Origin of the sequence: Variovorax sp. 350MFTsu5.1 (genome assembly GCF_048302515.1) — a bacterium.
Lineage (GTDB): Bacteria > Pseudomonadota > Gammaproteobacteria > Burkholderiales > Burkholderiaceae_C > Variovorax > Variovorax guangxiensis.
In genome coordinates, this window is sequence record NZ_CP157620.1 from 4,043,199 (window position 1) to 4,064,429 (window position 21,231).

Consider the following 21,231-nt stretch of genomic DNA (forward strand, 5'->3'; position numbering starts at 1 on the left):
CTTCACGGCAGGGAACTCAGTGCCTGGATGGCACGCTCCGCGAAGCGCATCACGTCGCGCCCCATCCACCCCGCGGTGGCGATGATCGCGACCATCACCGCGATCAGCCGGATCGACTGGCCGATGCTCTGGTCCTGCACCTGCGTTACGGCCTGCAGCACGGCCACCACCAAGGCCGTGACCGTTGCCACCGCCACTACCGGCAGCGAGATCCACAGCACGAGGAGCAGGCCTTCGCGCGTGATGTCCAGGATGTTCTGCGGAGTCATGGCGTTGTTTTCGCGGTGCGCCTTCGAAGGCAACGGGATGTTCATCAATGGGCCTGGGGGTTGGTGACCCAGCCCACCGGCTGCAGGGCCACGTCTTCGTCGACTTCCTGGTAGGACAGCACCGGCAGCAGCGGCGCCACTGGCTCGATCAGCGTCTTGATGTAGCGGCGCACGTCCGACGAGGCGATGGCCACCACGCGGGTCGCGGCCGATCCGAGGATGCGGCGCACCTGCTCGCGGATGTCCTGCGTGACGGCCGGGCTCAGCAGCAGCAGGTTGCCGCGCGGCGAACGCTCGATGGCGTTCTGCACCCGCTCCAGCAGGCTGGACTCGAACAGGATGGCCTCGAGCTGGCGGTTCGGGCCCACATAGCGGCTGGTGATGTAGCGCCCCAGGTCGATGCGCACCAGTTCGGTCAGCGCGATCGCGTCCTGCTCCTTCGGCGCCCATGTCGCGAGGCACTCGAATATCGCGTGCAGGTTGCGAATCGGAATGCCCTCCTGCAGCAGCCGGCGCAACACCTCGGCGACGCGCTGGCTCGACGCCACCCGCGCCACCTCGGCCGCGAGCTCCGGCGCGTCGCGCTGCACCGAATGCAGCAGGCGCTGCACTTCCTGCAGTCCGATGAGCTCGCGCACATTGCGGCGCACGGCGTGGTCCAGGTGCAGGCCCACCACCTCCTCGTTGTCCCAGCTCGTGGAGCCGGCTGCTTCGCCCTGCACCCAGACGACCCGGGCGAACGGGCCGAAGGGCTCGGCCACCTCGGCGCCTGGCGGCGGCGCCGCAGCCTCGGCCGGATCGAGCATGCGCCACCCCGGCCTGAGCGTGCCCTGCGACACCGCGACGTCGTGCACCAGCACCTGGTAGGCGTGTTGGGCCAGGCCGTCCGCGTAGGCGAGCTGCAGGCGCGGGAACACCGGGCCGAGATCGGATTCGACCGCGGTCTTGACCCTGGCCAGCTGCAGGTCGAGCGCGTGGCGGTCGACGCCGCCGCGCAGGCCGCTGGACAGCCGCACCGCCAGTGGCGCCGCGATGGCATGGTCGCCGTCGGCGTCCTCCAGGGCGTCGCCCTCGCGGTGCGAGATCCAACCCGGCGTCTGGTTCTTGCGGCGCCGCATGCGCACCGCGAAGCCCAGGCCCAACAGCGCCGCCGCCAGCAGGCCGAACACCCACTTCGGAAAGCCCGGCACGACCAGGAAGCTCGCGACCGCGAGGCCCGCGATGATCAGCGCTCGCGGATGCGCCATGAGCTGCTGCCCGATCTGGCTCGCCAGCTGCGTGTCGCGGCGCTCGCCGGTGCTCACGCGCGTGATGACGATGCCCGCCGCGATCGACACCAGCAGCGACGGGATCTGCGAGACCATGCCGTCGCCCACCGTGAGGATCGCGTAGCGCTGCAACGCGCCGCCCAGGCTCATCTCGTGCATCATCGTGCCGATGGCGATGCCCGCGAGGATGTTGACCAGCGCGATCACGATGCTCGCGATGGCGTCTCCCTTGACGAACTTCATCGCGCCATCCATCGCGCCGTGGAGTTGGCATTCCTGCTCCAGCATGTGGCGACGCTTCTGCGCCTGTGCGGACGACAACACGCCCGCGCGCACGTCGGCGTCGATGCTCATCTGCTTGCCGGGCATCGCATCCAGCGCGAACCGCGCCGCCACCTCGGCCACCCGCTCGGAGCCTTTCGCGATCACGATGAACTGCACGATCGCGATGATCAGGAACACCACGCCGCCGACCACCACGTTGTTGCCGACGATCAGCTTGCCGAAGGTGTCGATGATGTGGCCCGCATTCGCGTGCAGGAGGATCAGCTTGGTCGATGCGATGTTGAGCGCAAGGCGAAACAGCGTGGTGAACAGCAGCAGCGACGGAAAGGTCGACAGCGACAGCGCCGATGGCACGTACATCGCCACGATCAGCAGCACCAGGCTGATGGCGAGGTTGCTCGCGATCAGCAGGTCGAGCAGCGGCGTCGGCAGCGGCAGCACGAAGAGCGCGACGATCACCACCAGCAGGCCCGCCAGCAGCAGATCGTTGTAGCGGCCGGCGCTGCCCAGAAGGTCGCGCACGCCGCCGCGGTAGGCGGCAAAGGATCGCGGAGAACTCGCCATGGTGTCTTTGTCTTGCGGGTGTCCCGAAGTACCGGGCGGTGCCTGTCGCATCGCTTCGCTTCGTCGTCGGTCGCGAGGAATGTCGCGTCGCGACGGACTCTATGCGCCGCCCTCCATTCGCGGCAACCACGAGTTTTCGTAGATCGTCGCCGTGTGTGGCGCGCGCGGCACTACGTGTTTGCGGACTACCTCCGCGCAACACCTCTGGCTAAGCTGCCGGTCCCGATGCGAACCGAATCGCATTGCTTCAAGGCGTGAAGAAGGTGAAGAAAAACAGAGCCGCCCGCATCGGCGCATCGAACGAAAGCGTGCATGCCTGACGCCGTCACGGAACTCGGCGAAGCCCGTGCATTGCCGCGCGCCGACGCCGCCAATGTGCGCGCGCTGAACCGTCTGTACGGCGCGTCGCCGTTGCCGGACATCGCGGCCGCACGCGGTGCCCGCTACCGCATCCGCTGGCACCACGACACGGCCTTCGCCCTCACCGCGCGCGAGAGCTTCCGCTTCAGGCTGGGCTCGCACGTCGGCCATCTCGCAATGGACGCACCGAGCCTGCAGGCACTGCTGGGAGAACGCCGCATCGACCTGCTGCCGCGCGACCTGCGCTACATCCTGCTCGCCGATGCGCTGCATCCGCTGATCGACGCGCTCGAGAAAGCGCTGCGCCTGCATTTCGAGTGGCAGCCTTCGGAAGCGGAAACGCGCGACATGCACGAACACAGCCATCGGGCGCTGCCTTCGCAGGGCGATCCCGGGCACGCGGCCTTCTTCGTCGCCATGCCCCTGGAAGGCAGCACCGTGCTGCGCGGCTACGTGCAGTTCGAGGACGCGGCCACGCTCGATACGCTGGTGCCGGCGGCCACCGGCGCGCATCACAACGCCTACGCAGCCGACGCCTTCGACGCGCTGCGCCTGCCCGTGAGCTTTCGCCTCGGCAGCACGCCGATCCGCCTGCGCGAGGTCGGAAGCATCCGGCCCGGCGACATCGTCGGCATCGAGCAGTGGAGTTCCTCGGGTGCCGCCATCGTGGTCACGGCGGAGCTGGGAGGTTCCGCCGGGCGGCATCTTTCCGCCTTCGCCGAAGGCTCGCGCATCACCGTTCAGCAATCGAGAAACAGTGCCATGAAGCCAGACATTCCCGCCCTCGCGGCCGATACCGCGGACAACGCCAACCTGCCGATCGACCGGCTCGACGCGCTGGAGGTCACTCTGCGCTTCGAGGTGGGCGACCTGTCCGTGTCGCTCGGCGAACTCAGGAGCATCCGCGCCGGCCATGTCTTCGACCTGGGCCAGCCGCTCAACCGCAGCCCCGTTCGCATCCTTGCGCACGGCAACGTGCTGGGCAAGGGCTATCTCGTCGCGGTGGGCGACCGGCTGGGCGTGCGCGTGTCGGAGTTCGCGCCCGGCGAAGTCTGAGGGGCCGCCCCTCATCCGGTCCATACCCATGCAAGGCGGACTTCCCGAACCCCTCATCCTGGTCGCGCTGATCGTCGCCTTCGGCATCGCGCCGTTCGTGGCACTGATGGTGACGAGCTACACCAAGCTGGTCATCGTGTTCGGCCTGCTTCGCACTGCCCTGGGCCTGCAGCAGACACCGCCCAACATGGTGCTCAACGGCATCGCGATCATCCTGTCGGTCTACATCATGGCGCCGGTGGGCATGGACATCGGCGACGCCCTGCGCGGCCGCAGCTTCGGCGCCAAGGGCGAAGGGCTCGGCGACATCATGGCCGTCATCGACGCGGCCAAGGCGCCGGTGAAGGAGTTCCTGCAGAAGCACACGCACGAGCGCGAGCGTCAGTTCTTCCTGAAGTCGGCGGCCAACATCTGGCCGAAGGCTCGCGCTGAACAACTGAAGGACGACGACTTCATGGTGCTGGTGCCCAGCTTCACGCTCAGCGAGCTCACGCGCGCCTTCCAGATCGGCTTCATCATCTACCTGGTGTTCGTGGTGGTCGACCTGATCGTCGCCACGGTGCTGCTGGCGCTGGGCATGTCGATGATCTCGCCCACCACCATCTCGCTGCCGTTCAAGCTGCTGCTGTTCGTGATGCTCGATGGCTGGACGAGGCTGGTACACGGGCTCGTGCTGTCGTACCGATGACCTTCCTCCACGCATGCCTCTTCGGTTGCTGCATGCAGGAGAAGCTGCTTCGGATGCGCTGCGCGAGCACTCCCGTCTACGAGAACTCGTTGTTGCCCACGCACGGGGCGCCACTTAGAGTTCGCGCGGCATCGGAGCCGGCCGGGTTGTGCCGCGAGCCCTTCTTTCAATCTGCAACTTCATCCGGGGTCCTATGGTTCTAGCAGTCAGCAGCGATGGGTCGGGAACGCAATCCGCCGCACAGGCAGCGATGGAGGCATTGGCGGCCGCCAGGGCTGCCGAAGAGTTGCGGCGCCAGGCGGAAGCCGCGGCGAAGCGCGCGGCCGAGGAGGCACGGCGACAGGCCGAGGAAGCGCGCAAGCAGGCCGAAGCCGCGCGCCGCAAGGCGGAAGAAGCGCGCAAGGCCGCGGAAGCCGCCGAGGCCAAGGCCGAGAAGAGCAAGGCCGAATCCGACCAGCAGGAGGCCACCAAGGCGCGCGGTGCCAGCGACGCGGCCGAGCGCGATGCGCTGAAGCAGGAAGCGGCGAGCAACCTCAAGGAGAAGCAGTCGACGCTCGCCGATGCCAAGCTCGACGACATCCGGCAGCGCCGTGCGGACAACAACCCTTCGGAAGCCACGCGCGCCGCGCAGGGCGAAGTCGACGCGGCGCAGAAGATGAACGCCATCTTCGAGCCGCCAGCCAACCAGCCAAAGGGCCAGCCCCCCGCGACCAGCCCGGGCACGCAGGACCTGCTCGAGAAGGCACAGACCGCCGCCAAGCCGGTGTTCAAGGCGCAGGCGAACGGCGGCGACGGCAGCAAGGAACAGAAGGCCGTCGTCGACACCGCCATGACGAACTGGCTGCAGGCCGCCGAGCAGGACATGCGCAAGGCCAGCCTCAAGGCGATCGCCGAAGGCAAGGACCCGAACGACGCCATCGACAAGGTTGCGGCCGACGCCCATGACGCGCTCGACAAGGGCGGCGTGTTCGACCCGAAGAGCATCGGCGAGTACATCGACAAGGCGCGCGACGGCGTGCGCGCCGACTCGCCCGAGGTGCGCCAGCTGCGCGGCGAGCAATACGACGCCGCCCAGGCGGGCAAGGCGCGCGTGGCCGATGCGCGCAGCCACGCGCAGGACACCGATGCGGCCGCGACCAAGGCCGAGAAATACGCCGCCAGCTTCGGCACCGGCGGCGGCGGCAACGACACGATCATCACCGCGCAGCAGAACGCCAAGGCCGAATCCGAGCGGCTGCGCGCCGTGGCCAACCGCGCCAAGTCCGAACTCCAGAGCGCCGAGAAAGCCTTCGGCAACACGGATCCGACGGACCCGCAGAACCCGAAGACGAACACCCTCGGTACGGTCGATGCCGACTACAACGCGCGCGTTGCCGACGCCGAGGTCAAGGAGCTGAGCTTCAAGTACGACCAGGCGGTGGCCGGCGGCGATGCCAAGGAGATCCAGAAGGCCGACGCCGCACTGCGCGACGCACAGCAGGGCCAGCGCTACATGCACGCGCTGCGCGACGACCTCGACGCCAAGCTCGGCGCCAGCGACGCGGAGAACGCCAAGACCGACGCCGAGAGCGCATGGAATACGGCTTCGCTGCAGCGCCCTGCCCGCGTCACGGTGACCGAGCACGACGGCGACAAGACCACGACGCGCAACATCGACCCCGATGGCTACGATCCCGCGTTCTGGGCCAAGCCCGGCAGCGAGGAAGGCAAGAAGGTCCAGAACATCGAGGGCAAGTACTTCTACGTCGACGGCGACAAGAAGACCGAACTCGATCCGTTGACCGCCGCGCTGTACGCCGCGAACGAGAAGCACGATGCCGCCAAGGCCCGCAGCGACCAGACCGCGACCGCGCTGAACTCAGTCAAGGAGGATCTCTTCGGCGGCGCCGACGGCAGCCGCGCCAAGCTCGACGAGGCCGGCTATCTCGATCGCGCGGACAAGATCAACCAGGGGCTCACCGACGCCGACAACGCCGTCGCCAACGCCAAGCCCGAGAACCTGGGCCGGGCGCTCGAACAGCAGCGTGCCGCGCAGGCCGACGACAAGGCACTGAAGGCCATGCAGGAGCTGCGCGCGGCCGAGCGCGACCAGGCCGCGGGCAAGACCGTGGACGCAGGCAAGCTCGACGATCTGCGCGTGGCCGCGCGCGAGGCCCAGCGCCTGGCTGACGCCGCGAAGCCGAAGCTCTCGGCCGACGACGAGAAGAAGATGCGCGAGGCGCAGCTGCCCGCGGCGAAGGAGGCCTACGACAAGAAGGCCGCGGAGGTGACGACGCTCACCGCGCCCGGCAGCAAGGCCACCGAGGCCGAGCAGCAGAAGGCGCTCGACGAACTCGACGCGCTGGACCTCTCCAAGCGCGACATCGAGACCCAGCTCGGCCTGATCGACGCCGAGCGCGCCTGGTATGCCGCGCGCTACCAGTACGATCGCACGACCTTCGCCAAGCCGCAGCTGACGATGTTCATGGACGGCGACAAGTCGACCACCGGCGACGTCTACCCCAAGAACTACGACCCGACCTGGAACATCAAGCGCGGCGAGGACGGCAAGGTCAGCGCCGAGGGCCTGCCGCGTGGCCTCTCGCCCGACGACATCGAGGTGCACGCGGACTGCAACGGCGGCTACAACGTCACGATCAAGAAGGATTCGAAGGTCTTCGGGTGGCAGCAGTCCGACCAGGGCAAGATGGTCGACTTCTCGGTGCGTGCCGGCACCTACAAGATGAACCCCGCCACGGCCGCGCGGTGGAAGACTTCCGAGTTCGGCGACGGCGACCTGGCCAAGGCGCGCGGTGCGCGCGCCGACGTCGAGAAGCGCCTGACGCAGGCCGCGGCCGATGCGCCGCCGCAGCCCGGCGCGCAGCCGGCGCCCGGGCCCGACGGCAAGCCCGCGCCCACGCTGAACTTCGGCGACGACCTCGCGCCGCGCAAGAAGACGGTGGACCAGAACCTCACGGATGCGATCAAGGCGCGCGACAAGGCACAGGCCGACTACGACGCAGGCTCCGGCGACCGCACCGCGCTGGGCAACGACCTCGACGACGCCAAGGCGCGCGTCACCATCGCCCAGAACGAGCAGCTCGCGGTCGATGCCGCGATCGCCTGGCAGGAGGCCAACCACGCGCGCCAGCGCATCGAAGCCGACAAGCGCGCGGGCCGCGCGCAGATGTGCTACGCCACCTCCCCGCAGCAGACCGCCGACGATGCGCGCGACAAGGCCGACGCCGCGCGCAAGGACTGGCTCAGCTCGGTCAACAAGTTCCACACCGACACCGCGGCGCGCGATCTCGCCGCGGCAAAGTCGGCGCACGAGAAATGGAAGAGCGCCAACCCCGGCCTGGCCGAGACCGGCAGCGACACCTGGAAGAAGCTGCAGGCAACGCAGGCCCAGTCGGACGCGGCCGTGCGCTACCAGGCAGCCGGCGCACGCGACAACGCCTACGCGCAGCAGCAGGAATTCACCATCCAGAACCTGCCGTTCAACCAGCGCGAGGACAAGCGCGCACTCTACCGGCTCTTCGAGCAGAACCCGCAGGTCATGGCGCAGGCCATCATGAACGACCAGTTCGTGCAGTACGGCGGCGGCCCGATCGAGATGAAGAGCCGCACGCAGCTCGAGAACGAGATCGGCCTGGCGCTCGGCTGGAACCCCAGCCGCTCGCTCGATGCCGCGACCCAGGCCGACAGCGACCGCATCCGCCAGAACGAGCGCCTCTTCGGCAAGCTCGGCGACGCGCAGAAGGACCTGCTCTCGAAGATGGTCGACAAGGTGGTGGAGGTCGGCGGCGAGCACGCGCGCGTGACCGTGCTGCCCGTGGTCTACGCGCTCGACAGCGACGACGGCGGCATCATCAAGACGGCGATCTTCAAGGTGGAGAGCAAGGACAAGCCCGGCGAGACGCAGCTCATCGACGAGCAGGCCTGGACGTACAAGGACCTCACCGACTACCGCGCCAACAACAGCCTGCCGGTCGAAGGCGTGAAGCTCGTCACGCCCGAGGACGCCAGCTACTCGCTGGACGCCAACGGCAACGTCAAGCTCTTCGTCGGCGACGCGCGCACCGAGACAGGGTGGCAGACCTTCCGGCGCGAGACCCACCTGGACCTGGTGGTCGCAGGCGTCGGCCTCGTGGCCGGCGTGGCGCTGACGGTGGGCTCCTTCGGCACGCTCGCGGCGCCGGGCGTGATGCTGGCGGCAGGCGCGTTCACCGTGCTCGCGGCCGGCTACGGCGTCGCGACCTCGGTCGAGGACCTGAACAAGCTCAGCGCGCACGGCCAGAGCATCAATCCGGCGAACAGCGAGCAGGCGCGCATGGACTGGCTGAACCTCGGCCTGTCGACGGTCAGCGTGCCGGTGGTGGGCGCCTCCACGCGCGCGACCATGGCCGCGCTGCGCGCGGGCCGCGCCGCCAAGGCGGCCACGGCCGCGGAAGCCGCCGGCGATGCCGTGACGGCACAGGCGCGCGCTGCCGATTTCGCGCGCTACGCGCAGACCGCCCAGGCGTGGGGCAAGCCCGCGGCGATGGCCTCCAAGCCGCTTGCCGCCGGCAGTGTCTACGCCACCGGCGAAGGCGCGTATTCGCTGGCGAAGAACTGGGACCACATGACCCCGGCCGAGCGCGAGCAGCAGATCATGATGCTCGGCGTCAACGCCGCAGGCTTTGCCTCGCCGGTCTTCGCCAAGGGCTATGTGCGCGTGCACAACGCCATCAAGCCGCCGGCCGTGAGCACCGCGCGGCCGGCGGCTTCGAACCGGCCGGCCGGCACGGTGGCCGACGAGACGGCGAACACGGCGCCCACCGATGCGGCCCTGCCCGCGCGGCCGGCGCAGTCCGCGTCGCCCAAGCCTGTCGATGCGGCCGATATTGCAGGCGCCGTGAAGCCCGCAGAGGCACCCGATGCGCTCACCCCGTTCCGCGAGCCGCCACGCTTGAGCATCGCGTGGCCGTCGACGCCGCGCGCGCTACCCGCCGACGTGGCCGGCCCGGCGGCGCTCCCGTCCATCGTGACTGATGCCTCGTTCAACCCGGTCATGGCCTCGGTGCGGCGCGCGGGCGACAGCGCCGACACGCCTGGAACCGCTCGCGCACCGGCGGGCTCACGCAGTCCGCAAGACAGGCGCGGGAACGAGACTACGAACGCCGCGGACGACGCGCCGCTCGCCAATGCGCCTTTCGTGCGCTCGGCGCAACGCATCGAGCAGAAGCAGAACGCAGGCACGAAGGATCAGACGAGCGTGAAGTCCACGCCGGCATCGCCCGCCAAGGGCGATGAGGGCAGCTTCCCCGCCTACAAACCGGCGCAGGACCCCGAACTCGGCGGACCCACGAGCTATCCGCTGCCGGCGACTGAACGCCTGGGCAAGACCAACTGGTCGGATTCGCTGCTCACCGTGTTCGCCGCCGGCGGCGAAGCCGAGGGCGTGCGCTACTACGTCTATCCGCGCACCGTTGACGACAACGGCTTCGTCTTCGCCGCGCACCGCGACGGCTTGCTTGCCGGCACGGACAGCCCCAGTGCCGCCCAGCGCGCCAGCGACCATGCACGAGGCGAAAGCAGCGGCGACTTCTCCAATGTTCTGCCCGCCCACTACGCCACCCTCGACGAAGCGCTCGCGACGGTGCAGCCTGAGGGCTTCGTCGCGCTGGGCGACGAGATCGCGATCGTGCACGCGGCAAGCATTGCGCCGGACGGCAGCGTCCCGCCCTCGGCCGTGATGGCCACCGTGAAAGTCGAAACCACGCAAGGCGGCCCCGCGAAGGCCACGCAGGTCACCGCCCATCCGGACAGGCCCGCCCTGCGCATCGCCTATCCGGAGGGCTATGCGCCGGGCCAGCCGCTGATCTACACCAGTGCCAACGGCCGGCGCGTCGACCTTCTGAACACGCAGCCCGGCCGCAGCGAGATGGGGATCAACGCCTTCCGCCGCCGCGTGCCCGATCTCGACATCTTCGCGCTGGGCGAGCGCCCCGTGCGCAGCGGTGACGGCAAGCCCGCGAGCGAGGCGGTTCCGATTCCCGAAGGCTATTTCGCGGTCAACGGGCACGGGCTCGAGGGCATCATGACCGGTGCGGACGGCAATCCGCTCACGGCCGAAGGGCTGGCGCGGGCCATCGTCGCGCACGAGAACTATCACGGCCAGCCGGTGCTGATGCTGTCGTGCCTGAGCGGCGATGGCGCGGTGCCGCTGGCGCAGCGCCTGGCCACGCTGCTGGGTCACGACGTGTACGCGGCGACCGAGTCGGTCGTGATGAACAACCGCGACCAGACCGCGCCGGGCTTCGTCTACACCCGGCGCGTCTCCCTGAACAACGAAGGCAGCTCCTACAACGGGGGCGCGCTGAAGGCCGGGCCGCTGCAGTCGCTGCCCATCGTCGGAATCCGCGAGAACGGGCGCACCGTCTACGACGACATCGCGCTGCAGGGTGCGCCGGTCTACGCGCGCTTTCGCCCGGGCCTGTCGATCGAGCCGGCCGGTGCGCAACCCGCCGCGCCGCATGCCGCATCCGCCATGCCGGAGCCTCCGCGCGCGGCACGGCCGATCGCGCCCGAGCGGCCGCGCACCGCCGGCACCGGCCGCGGCGACACCGACACGCCCTCCGTCAAGACGGGTGGCCAGCCAAGGGACCCCGCTGCCACCGGCGTGGACGCGCACGGCGCTCCCCTGCCGCCGACCACGCTCGGCACCGGGCGCAGCTGGCCGCAGATCGCGCTGCGCGGCGACAGGCTCGTCGCATTCCACCAGCGCGCCGGCGAGCCCGGCTCGGGACTGCGCCCGTTGCAGCCGTCACCCGACGAGGCCGCGGTGACGGCCCGCATCACCGAGGACCCCGATGCGGGTTCGAACGTGCGCTTCGCGGTCCACCCGATGGCGCCGGGCGAGACCATGTACGGCGGCACCGGCGTGCGCGCCAAGCGCAACAACACCTTCGGGACCTTCGCCGAGGCCTCCGCCGCAGCCCAGCAGAAGGGCGGCGCCTGGGTGTACCGCATCCATCCCGACGGGAGCATGGCACCGCTGACGAAGCGCGGCCGCGCGACACCCGAGGAGATCATGGGTTCGGTGCACGTCGGCGCGGACGGACGGCCGATGCCCATCGGCATTCCGAACGTGCATTCGGCCGCATGGCGCGACGGCGCCACCGCGCCCGCCGCACCGAGCAGAGCGGCGGGCAACCACCAGGCCGGCGAATCCACCGGGCTCGCGATGGTCGAGCCGGACATGGACGCGCTGCTCGAAGGGGGCAGCGACTACACCAAGCCGCGGCCGGCCTACGCGGGCCCGGCCACGATGCGCGAACTCCAGGCGAGCAAGGCCCCGGCCACGCCCGAGGACGTCGAACAGACGCACTACCTCGCAGGCGCCGGATCGCCGGACGGCCATGCCGCGCGCGACATTCCGCTGCGCTCGCGCTTCATGCAATGGGCACGCGGCCAGGCGCCCTCGTTCATCGGTGCTCCGGACTACGTCGGCGGGCGCTACGTGCTGGCCAGCGATGGCGCGGCAATCAACCAGGGCGCGCCCGACGCGACCTTCTCGCTGCTCGACCGCTCGCACGTGTACTCCAGCTTCGAGACCGCGCGCGCGGCAGCGGCCGCGCATGCCAACGCCGAAGGCAGCAGCCTGGTGGGCGTGGTCCGGCTGATCGGCCCGAAGACCGAGATGGCGCAGGTCGCGGCCACCGGACGCTTCACCCAGGCGCAGGTCGACGGCATCGTCGGCGTGCGGCCGGACGGCGCGATACATCCGGTCAGCATCAGCAACCGCCAGGCCGCGCATGCACCGAAGCCCGGCGAGGTGTTCGTCGATCCGCACAAGACGATGGAGCAGAACGATCAGGTCATGACGCCGGCGCAGAAGAGGAAGATCTTCCTCAAGTCTGTCGGCTACATGGTCGGCACCGGCGCGGCCTTCTATGGCGCGGTCCGCTTCGGCGGCGCGGCACTGGGCCTGCACATGACCAATCCGGCGCTCGGCGTTGCCGGCGCTTCGCTCGGTGGTTACGTCGGTGCGCGCGCCGTGTTCCTGCGCTACGCCTACGAAGCCTTCTTCTATCGCGGCAGCATCGCGGGCCTGAAGCAGGGCGGCAAGATCCGGCTGCAGAAGTACCTCAACCCCAAGGACCAGGACACCTTCACGCTGATCGCCAACATCGCCGATCCGGCCAAGCGCGAGGCCTCGCTGTTCCAGCTCAAGAGCCAGCTCGACAGCTGGCACGCGGCACGGCGCGGCATCCAGGGCCGCCACGACTATGCCAAGGCGCTGAGGATACTTTCGAGGAACCCCGACAGCACAGCCGCCCTCGACACCCTCTACAAGGGCGCCATCGAGCGCAGCGCTCGACCGGTGATCGGCAAGCGCGGCTGGCTGAACCGGATACCGCCAGCTCTTCGCAACGACTACGCGCAAGCGCTGAAGGCCTTCAACGCAAACCCCCGCGACACCCAGGCTGCGGCGTTGCTGATGACCGCGCCGGAAGTGGGGCGCGGTACCCAGCATGCGGGATTCGTGCGCGGGCGCCTTCTGCGCAACGTGCCGGGCGCGGACCGCGCGCGCTACCGCGACGCGGTGCAGACCATGGCGAACAAGACCGGCGATGTCAACGCCGCGTTCAAGACGCTCGAGGGCATTCCGCTCGACACCGTCGCGCGCCAGACCACCGGCGCCCGCGGCGCATTCCGCGGCATTCCGAAGGCCGACCGCCAGACCATCGCGATGGCCACGGAAACACTGCGCGCCAACCCGTCGGACGAACGTTCGCGCGCCGTGCTGGACCAGAGCCCCGGCAAGCTCACCTCGCCGAACTCGCCGGTGGGCCGCGCGCTGTTCGGCGCACGCGTGCTGAGCTTCGGGTTGAGCCATTCGGCAGGCACGCGGCTGTACCTGAACCCCTTCTTCGATGCGCCGAGCCACCAGTGGACCTGGGACATCACCACGCTCGACGGCGTGCGCCAGTGGATCAGCAACGAAGGCAGCCTGCACTACGCCGTGGGTAACGCCACCGGCCTCGGCGCCAGCGTGGCGAACCGCTATGCGTCGATCGCGCAGGCGCGCGGCGGGCATGTCATGAGCGAGCGCGGATCGACCGAGGCGCCGGCACCCAAGGCCGGCGAGACGCCACCACCCAAGGCCACCACCCCACCGCTCGACAAGGACGGCAATCCGCTGCCGGTCTACAAGGCCACCAACGGCTACTCGTGGTTCAGGCGCGCCCTCATCGGCCTGGGCAACCCGAAGGCCGTCACGCACGACGGCGTGGCGCCCGATGGCGGCCCGATGGTCAAGCGCACCTTCACGCAGCGCCTGGCGCAGTTCTCGTCGTGGGGCGACTCCAGCGGAACCATCGGCCTGACGATCTCCGACAGCATCCAGGCCTACATGTACATCCGCGCCGGCCAATGGGATCTCGCGACACCGCAGTTGCTGAAGGTGGCGAGCGACATAGGCATCTTCCGCGGCACGCAGAAGGACTACCTCGACGAATACCGCTCGAACCGGCAGATGGGACCGATGGTCTATCACTCGCGCCTGACCAACTACTTCAACGCCCCGCTCGGAGAGGCCAGGACGAATCCGACCGAGACCTCGCACGGCTGGATCCGCCGTGGCACGGCGCCGCTCGTGCTGCTGGGCGTGGCCGTCGCTGCACGGGTGGCGGCCGAGGAATGGTCGATGCACGAGAAGAACAAGAAGCCGCAGCAGAACCAACCGGCTCCTTCACCCACGCCGGCGCCCACGCCTTCGCAGACGACCACGCCGGTGCCGACCCCGTCCCCTACCCTGACGTTCACTCCGACACCGATACCGAAATCGACGGCAACGCCCAATCCGACACCGAACCCGAAACCGACCCCGACGCCCAAGCTGACGCCAACGCCAACGCCAACGCCGACGCCGACGCCGACACATCCCCAGCGTGGTGGCGTACGCTTCATCGTCGACACGATGCAGCCCACGGCCGTCGAACTCCAGGCGATGCTCGATGCGGGTACGGCGCAGGACCCGCTGCAGCCCGTCAACCCGGCACTGTCGGACTTCCTCAACGTCGACCCGGGTCACTCCCAGCGCACGAAGGCGGCGGAGGTATTGCTCGCCTGACGTGGACGCGCCCCATGCGGGGCCGCGTGGGGTCGCGCAGCGTCAATCGACGATGCCGTTCCTCGCCGCCGGCGGTTGCAGCGCATCGAGCGCCGACAGCCGCCGGTACTCGCTCGGCGCCACGGCGTAGGTGCTCATGAAGGTCTTGTGCAGGTGGCTCTGGTCGCTGAAGCCGGCCGCGTGCGCCGCATAAGTCACGCGAGCGCCGCCGGCCATGAGGTCGCGCGCGTATTCGATGCGGTGCCCCACCAGCAGTTCGTGCGGCGTGAAGCCCCACGTGTCCTTGAAGCGGCGGTGCAGATGGATCGGATGCCAGTTGACCGCCTCGGCGAGGTCGTCGAGCGTCAGGCGTTGCTGGAAGCCGGTGGCGATCAGGCCGTAGGAGCGGCGCAGACGATCGTCCGCTTCACCTGACTCGGTCGTCCTGCCGGCTTGCAGCGGTATCCACTGCGCGAGCAGGCGACGCACCAGTGCGCGCGCCGCGATGCCCGCGTCCTCGCGGCCGGTGTCCGCGATCTCGTGCAGCAGCCTGTGGCATTGCGAGAACTCGCGCCCCCAGGGCTCGCACGCGAACACCGAGACCGGTGCGGGCTCGGCGCCGGGAATGCCGTCGTCCGCCTCGGGCACCGGATTCACGCAGCGCGCAACCGCCACGCTGCAATACATCGCGTCCTCTCGCCACGGCGTGCTTCGCGCCTTGATCGAGTGCCAGACCTGCGGACCGATGCGCAACAGCGCACCAGGGGGCACCACAGTGACGCCGGCGCTGGTTCTCACATGCAACTCGGTGTCGGAAACCGACAGCGTGTAGCCCCCATGCCGGTGCGCCCGGATCTCTCGCTGAACGAATCGGTTGGCGGTGAACTGCAGGCCTGCCAACTCTCTGTCGCGCCAATAGGAAGATGCAAGAAGTTCCATGGAAGCTAAGAATCTACATGGCGGGAAAGCCGCCGCTTGCTAATGTCCCGGCATCGATTTGCGCCCACGGATCCAACGATTCGAGCGCATGAATGTGTGTCGATGGCGGGCTGGATTCTATGAATCCCCATCCGTTGCGACAACCTGAATTCCAACGGAGACAGAACCCATGAGACCGATCCTGCGTCACTGGCGCGCACTGCTGTGCGGTGCGCTTCTCGCATGCCTCGCATGCCTTTCCAATGCGCAGGAGCTGCGGATCGGCCTGAGCAGCAATCCTTCGTCTGTCGATCCGCATTTCGTGAACAACGATGCGATCAGCGCGGTGGTGAGCCATGCCTACGAGACCCTCGTCGCGCTCGACGCCGATGCGCGCCTGACACCCGCGCTCGCGACCTCGTGGCGCGCCATCAACGACACCACCTGGGAGTTCAAGCTGCGCGACGGCGTGAAGTTCCACGATGGCAGCCCGCTCACCGCGCAGGACGTGGTGTTTTCGCTCGAGCGACCCGCGACCATCGTCAACAGCCCGAGCTCGTTCTCCGCCTATACGCGCTCCATCACGGGCAAGAAGATCGTCGACCGCCTCACGCTGCAGCTGACGACCGCCACGCCCGCACCGCTGCTGCCTAACGATCTCACACGCATCTTCATCGTCTCGAAGAAGGCGGCCGAGAAAGCCACCAGCGACGACTTCAACCAGGCGAAGGTACAGGCCGGCACGGGCCCCTTCAGGCTGGTGAAGTTCACGCCCGGCACCGGCGTGCAGTTCGCGCGCTTCGACGGGTACTGGGGCGACAAGCCGATGTGGTCTGGCGTCACGCTGCGGGCCTTGCCGGCCGAATCGGCGCGCATGTCGGCATTGCTGTCGGGCGACGTGGACGTGGTCGAGAACGTGCAGGCCAACCTGGTCTCCCAGTTCCGCCAGCGCAAGGACCTGCGCGTCTTTACCAAGGTGTCGAGCCGCGTGATGTTCCTCTATACCGATCATCGCGAGACCTCGCCCTTCGTCACTGACAAGGACGGAAAACCGCTCGAGCGCAATCCGATGAGGGATGCGCGCGTGCGCCAGGCGATCTCTCTGCTGATCGACCGCGCAGTGCTCGCCGAGCGCGTGCTCGATCAGCTCGGCGTGCCTGCCGGCAACCTGGCCCCGAACGGCATGTTCGGCTTCAACCCCGAGCTCAAGCCCGACAGCGTCGATGTGCAGGGCGCGCGAAAGCTGCTCGCCGAGGCGGGTTATCCGGCGGGCTTCGGTCTCACGCTGTTCGGCCCGAACGACCGCTATGTCAACGACAAGCAGGTCACGCAGGCCATCGGCCAGATGCTCACCCGCGGCGGCATCGTGACCAAGGTCCAGGTCTCGCCGATGGCGACCTACGTCGGGCGAGCGTCGAAGAAGGAACTGGGCTTCGGCCTGCTCGGCTGGGGCGTGGGCGGCGGCGAGCCCTCCGGGGCCCTTCGTGGCCTGCTCGCCACGCCCGACAGGGAACGCGGCATGGGCGCGACCAACTGGAGCAGCTACAGCAATCCGCAGTTCGACGCGCTGCTGAACGAAGCGCTCAACACGGTGGACGACGCGAAGCGGGAGGCCCTGCTGCAGAAGGCCACCGCACTCGCGCTGAAGAAGGACTACGCGATCATCCCGCTCTATCACCAGGTGTCGACCTGGGCCGCGCGCAAGGGGCTGACCATCGTGCCGCGCGTCGACGAGTTCACGCTGGCCCAGCAGGTCCGCGCCGAAGTGGAGGACCGCAAGTGAGCGGAATGTCCAGCCTCCCGCTGGTGCTCGATCACCTGCCATCCGGATTCATGAGCGCTTCGGCGCGCACGCTCCACGAGGTCGTGCCCTCCCCGGCGTTGATTCACCTGCCCGGCCTGCAGCCGCGGCCCGTCTTCGTCTCGGTGCTGCTGCACGGCAACGAGGACGTGGGACTGCTCGCGCTGCAGTCGGTGCTCTCAAGATACGAAGGCCGCCCGCTGCCTCGTGCGCTCTCGATCTTCGTGGGCAACGTCGAAGCCGCACGGGCGGGCGTTCGCCGGCTGGAAGACCAGCCGGACTACAACCGCATCTGGCCGCGCAGCGCGCCGGCCACGCCGCACCAGCACATGGCCGCGCGCGTGATGGACGCCATGCGCGAGCGCGAAGTCTTCCTCGCCATCGACCTGCACAACAACTCGGGGCGCAACCCGCTCTATTCCTGCCTGAGCGCCACCGGCGCCGAGCATCTGCGGCTCGCGCGCATGTTCTCGCCGCTGGCCGTCCTGATCCAGGCGCCGCAGTCGTTGGGCGCCGCTTTCACGCCGATATGTCCCACGGTGTGCTGCGAGTGCGGCGAGATCGGCAACGCGCAAGGCGTGGCGCAGGCTGCGAAGCTGATCGAGCGCTGTCTCGCGGATGATTTCGGCGAGGGCACGGCGCACGACGACGCCAAGGCGCTCGACATCTTCCAGGCCTTCGCGATGCTCAAGGTCGCCGAGGGCCTCACGCTGAGCTGCGACGGCGAGGCCGCCGACCTGCAGCTGCCGCCCGAGATCGAGTCCTTCAATTTCCAGGCGCTCGAGCCCGGGCACGTGATCGCCACCACGCTCTCGCACCCCGACGTCGAGCCGCTGCGCGCCTACCGGCTCGACGGCGAGGCGATGGCGGGCATGCTGGTGCGCAAGGGCGCCGACGTCTGTCTCTCGACCCAGGCCGTCGCCGCAATGTTCACCCGCGACCTGCGCGCCATCCGCCAGGACTGCCTCGGCTACCTGATGCAGCGCGTGCCCGCGCACGCGCTGTAGGCCGTGCGCGCATCCATCAGCACGGGACCATCATGCTGGCTTATGTGATCCGCCGCCTGGCGCAGAGCGTCGGCGTACTTCTGGCGATGTCGATGCTGGTGTTCGCCAGCGTCTACCTGATCGGCAATCCGGCCGACATCCTGATCAGCATGGACGCCGATCAGGCCGAGCGCGCGCGGCTGGTGCAGGCCATGGGCCTGGACCAGGCCCTGCCGCTGCAGTACTGGAACTTCCTGCGGCACGCGCTGCACGGGGACCTGGGCAACTCCTTCGTCCACGGCGTGCCCGCGATCGCGCTGGTGTTCGAACGGCTGCCCGCCACGCTGGAGCTCGCCTGTGTCGCGATGCTGATCGCGATCGCGCTCGGCGTGCCGCTGGGCCTCTGGGCGGGGCTTCGGCCTCAGTCGTGGATCGGCAGGAGCATCATGACCGGCTCGATCCTGGGCTTCTCGCTGCCGACTTTCTGGGTCGGGCTGATGCTCGTCGTCGTGTTCGCGGTGCAACTGGCCTGGCTGCCCGCGGGCGGACGCGGACCGACGCGCGAAGTGCTTGGTCTTTCGCTGTCGGTCTTCAGCCTGGAGGGCTGGAAGCACCTGCTTCTGCCTGCCGTGAACCTCGCGCTCTTCAAGCTCGCGCTGGTCACGCGGCTGACCCGGGCCAGCACGCACGAGGCACTGACGCAGGACTACGTCAAGTTCGCACGTGCCAAGGGCCTCGCTCCGGCGCGCGTGGTGGGCGTGCATGTGCTCAAGAACATCCTCGTGCCGATCGTGACGGTGGTGGCGCTGGAGTTCGGCGCGCTGGTGGCGTTCGCCGCGGTGACCGAAACCATCTTCGTCTGGCCTGGCGCGGGCAAGCTGATCATCGAATCGATCTCCTCGCTCGACCGCCCGGTGATCGTCGCCTACCTGCTGGTGGTGGTGTCGATGTTCACCCTGCTCAACCTGCTCGTGGACATCGCGTACTCGAGCCTCGACCCGCGCGTTCGCCTCGACGAACAAGGCGCATGAAGAAAACGACCATGACCGAAGACGACGAATCCCCGCTGCGCCGGCTGCTGCGCCAGTACGCCCACTCCAAGCTCGCAGTGCTCGGCGCAGCCGTGCTGCTCGCGCTGCTGCTCGCCGCCCTGCTCGCGCCCTTGCTCGCGCCGCAGAACCCGTACGACCTGGCCCAGCTCAACATCCTCGACTCGCGCCTGCCGCCCGGCTCGCACGGTGCCGACCATGCGTCCGGCCCCGGCAAGCTCTACCTGCTGGGCACCGACGACCAGGGCCGCGACATGCTCTCGGGCATGCTCTACGGGCTGCGCATCTCGCTGGGCATCGGCGTGGTGGCCACGATCGCGGCGCTGTCGCTCGGCACCGTGCTGGGCCTGCTCGCGGCCTACACCGGCGGGCGGCTCGATGCGCTGCTCATGCGCATCGTCGACATCCAGCTGTCGTTTCCCGCGATCCTGGTCGCGCTGGTGCTGATCACGCTGCTCAAGCCCGGCGTAGGCAACGTCGCGATCGCGCTGGTGGCGGTGCAATGGGCCTACTACGCGCGTACCGTTCGCGCCGCCGCGCTGGTCGAGCGCAGGAAGGAATACATCGAGGCGGCGCAGGGCCTGGCACTGGGCGACGCACGCATCGTGCTGCGGCACCTGCTGCCCAACTGCCTGCCGCCGGTGATCGTGGTGGCCGCGCTGCAGGTGGCCAACGCGATCTCGCTGGAGGCCACGCTGTCCTTCCTCGGCCTGGGCGTGCCGATCACCGAGCCCTCGCTAGGGCTGCTGATCGCCAACGGCCAGCAATACCTGCTCGCGGGCAAGTACTGGATGTCGCTCTATCCCGGCATCCTGCTGCTGCTCACGATCCTGGCGATCAACCTCGTGGCCGACCAGCTGCGGGACGTGTCGAACCCACGGCTGCAGAAGCAATGACGAACGCCTCCCAACCCGTCCTGCTCGTCGAGGGCCTGAAGACGCAGTTCGCCACGCGCGCGGGCATCGTGAAGGCCGTGGACGACGTGTCCTTTTCCATCGAACGCGGGCAGATCATGGGCCTGGTCGGCGAATCGGGTTCCGGCAAGTCGATGACGGGCTACTCGCTGATCGGCCTGATCGACCCGCCGGGCCGCGTGGTGGCGGGCCGCCTGCGCCTGGCGCTGCGCACCGGCGAGGTGCTCGACCTGCGGAGCCTGTCGCCGCGCGCGCTGCAGGGCGTGCGCGGCAACCGCGTCGCGATGATCTTCCAGGATCCGATGATGACGCTGAACCCGGTGCTTCGCATCGACACGCAGATGATCGAGGCGGTGCGCGCGCATCACAAGGTCAGCGAGCGCGTGGCGCGCGAACGCGCGGCCGCCGCGCTCGCGAAAGTCGGCATCGCGTCGCCGCACGAGCGTCTGCTGGCCTACCCGCACCAGTTCTCGGGCGGCATGCGCCAGCGCGTGGCGATTGCCATCGCGCTGCTCAACGAGCCCGACGTGATCATCGCGGACGAGCCAACCACCGCGCTCGATGTCACGGTGCAAGGCCAGATCCTCGCGGAGATGCAGGCCCTGTGCCGGGCGTCGGGCACCGCGCTGATCTGGATCTCGCACGACCTGTCGGTGGTGGCGGGCCTGGCCGACACGGTCAGCGTGATGTATGCCGGGCGCATCGTCGAACAGGGCCCCGTGGCCGAGGTGCTCGACCGGCCGCGCCACCCGTACACGCGAGGGCTGATCGCCAGCGCCCCGTCGCGCAACCCGCGCGGACGTCCGCTGCAGCAGATTCCCGGCATGACGCCTTCGCTGCTCGCGCTGCCCGAGGGCTGCGCATTCCAGGCGCGCTGCGCCAACGCCGATGTCGTCTGCCGCAACGAGCCGCCCTTAGTGGCGCTCGACGGCCGCCGGCTGCGCTGCTTCCATCCGACTCCCCTGCCCTCCTCCTCCGCCGCGATCGCGAACTGA

At 68.9% G+C, this 21,231-nt stretch carries 11 protein-coding genes; 8 read left to right on the forward strand and 3 right to left on the reverse strand.

The window, feature by feature from the left end; all coding sequences use genetic code 11:
* Nucleotides 1-2: 2 nt before the first annotated feature.
* Together sctS and sctV are read right to left on the reverse strand one after the other, a co-directional pair.
* Nucleotides 3-269: a type III secretion system export apparatus subunit SctS gene (sctS, locus tag ABL843_RS18425; RefSeq protein WP_126022057.1), complete on the reverse strand. Its 267-nt coding sequence runs from the start codon at nucleotides 267-269 to the stop codon at nucleotides 3-5.
* 44 nt (nucleotides 270-313) lie between these two features.
* Nucleotides 314-2,386: a type III secretion system export apparatus subunit SctV gene (gene sctV / locus ABL843_RS18430; RefSeq protein WP_418116782.1), complete on the reverse strand. Its 2,073-nt coding sequence runs from the start codon at nucleotides 2,384-2,386 to the stop codon at nucleotides 314-316.
* 312 nt (nucleotides 2,387-2,698) lie between these two features.
* Between sctV and sctQ the strand changes: the two genes are divergently transcribed.
* From sctQ to ABL843_RS18445, 3 genes are all read left to right on the forward strand, one after another.
* Entirely contained in the window at nucleotides 2,699-3,802 is a 1,104-nt protein-coding gene (gene sctQ, locus ABL843_RS18435; RefSeq protein ID WP_418116783.1) for a type III secretion system cytoplasmic ring protein SctQ, read from the forward strand.
* Between the two features lie 28 nt (nucleotides 3,803-3,830).
* On the forward strand, nucleotides 3,831-4,490 hold the full coding sequence (gene sctR / locus ABL843_RS18440; RefSeq protein WP_184637146.1) for a type III secretion system export apparatus subunit SctR: 660 nt from the start codon (nucleotides 3,831-3,833) through the stop codon (nucleotides 4,488-4,490).
* A gap of 250 nt (nucleotides 4,491-4,740) precedes the next feature.
* The gene (locus ABL843_RS18445; RefSeq protein WP_418116784.1) at nucleotides 4,741-14,589 is read left to right on the forward strand and encodes a DUF4781 domain-containing protein; all 9,849 of its coding nucleotides are present in this window, start codon (nucleotides 4,741-4,743) and stop codon (nucleotides 14,587-14,589) included.
* A 42-nt stretch (nucleotides 14,590-14,631) separates the two neighbouring features.
* Here ABL843_RS18445 and ABL843_RS18450 read toward each other — a convergent pair whose 3' ends face one another.
* Nucleotides 14,632-15,507 carry a helix-turn-helix domain-containing protein gene (locus ABL843_RS18450; protein ID WP_418116785.1) on the reverse strand — a complete coding sequence of 292 codons (876 nt, stop codon included), beginning with the start codon at nucleotides 15,505-15,507 and terminating at the stop codon, nucleotides 14,632-14,634.
* A gap of 169 nt (nucleotides 15,508-15,676) precedes the next feature.
* Here ABL843_RS18450 and ABL843_RS18455 point away from each other — a divergent pair, with 169 nt between their 5' ends.
* The 5 genes from ABL843_RS18455 to ABL843_RS18475 are packed head-to-tail and all read left to right on the forward strand — an operon-like array spanning nucleotide 15,677 to nucleotide 21,231.
* Nucleotides 15,677-17,269: an ABC transporter substrate-binding protein gene (locus tag ABL843_RS18455; RefSeq protein ID WP_184637140.1), complete on the forward strand. Its 1,593-nt coding sequence runs from the start codon at nucleotides 15,677-15,679 to the stop codon at nucleotides 17,267-17,269.
* Nucleotides 17,266-18,294, forward strand: a complete 1,029-nt coding sequence (locus ABL843_RS18460) for a M14 family metallopeptidase (protein ID WP_418116786.1) — start codon at nucleotides 17,266-17,268, stop codon at nucleotides 18,292-18,294. The genes ABL843_RS18455 and ABL843_RS18460 overlap by 4 nt, the downstream gene beginning before the upstream one ends.
* Nucleotides 18,295-18,326: 32 nt before the next feature.
* On the forward strand, nucleotides 18,327-19,304 hold the full coding sequence (locus ABL843_RS18465) for an ABC transporter permease (protein ID WP_418116787.1): 978 nt from the start codon (nucleotides 18,327-18,329) through the stop codon (nucleotides 19,302-19,304).
* On the forward strand, nucleotides 19,301-20,218 hold the full coding sequence (locus ABL843_RS18470) for an ABC transporter permease (protein ID WP_369661858.1): 918 nt from the start codon (nucleotides 19,301-19,303) through the stop codon (nucleotides 20,216-20,218). Before ABL843_RS18465 ends, ABL843_RS18470 begins: the two co-directional genes overlap by 4 nt.
* Nucleotides 20,215-21,231, forward strand: a complete 1,017-nt coding sequence (locus ABL843_RS18475; RefSeq protein ID WP_418116788.1) for an ABC transporter ATP-binding protein — start codon at nucleotides 20,215-20,217, stop codon at nucleotides 21,229-21,231. Before ABL843_RS18470 ends, ABL843_RS18475 begins: the two co-directional genes overlap by 4 nt.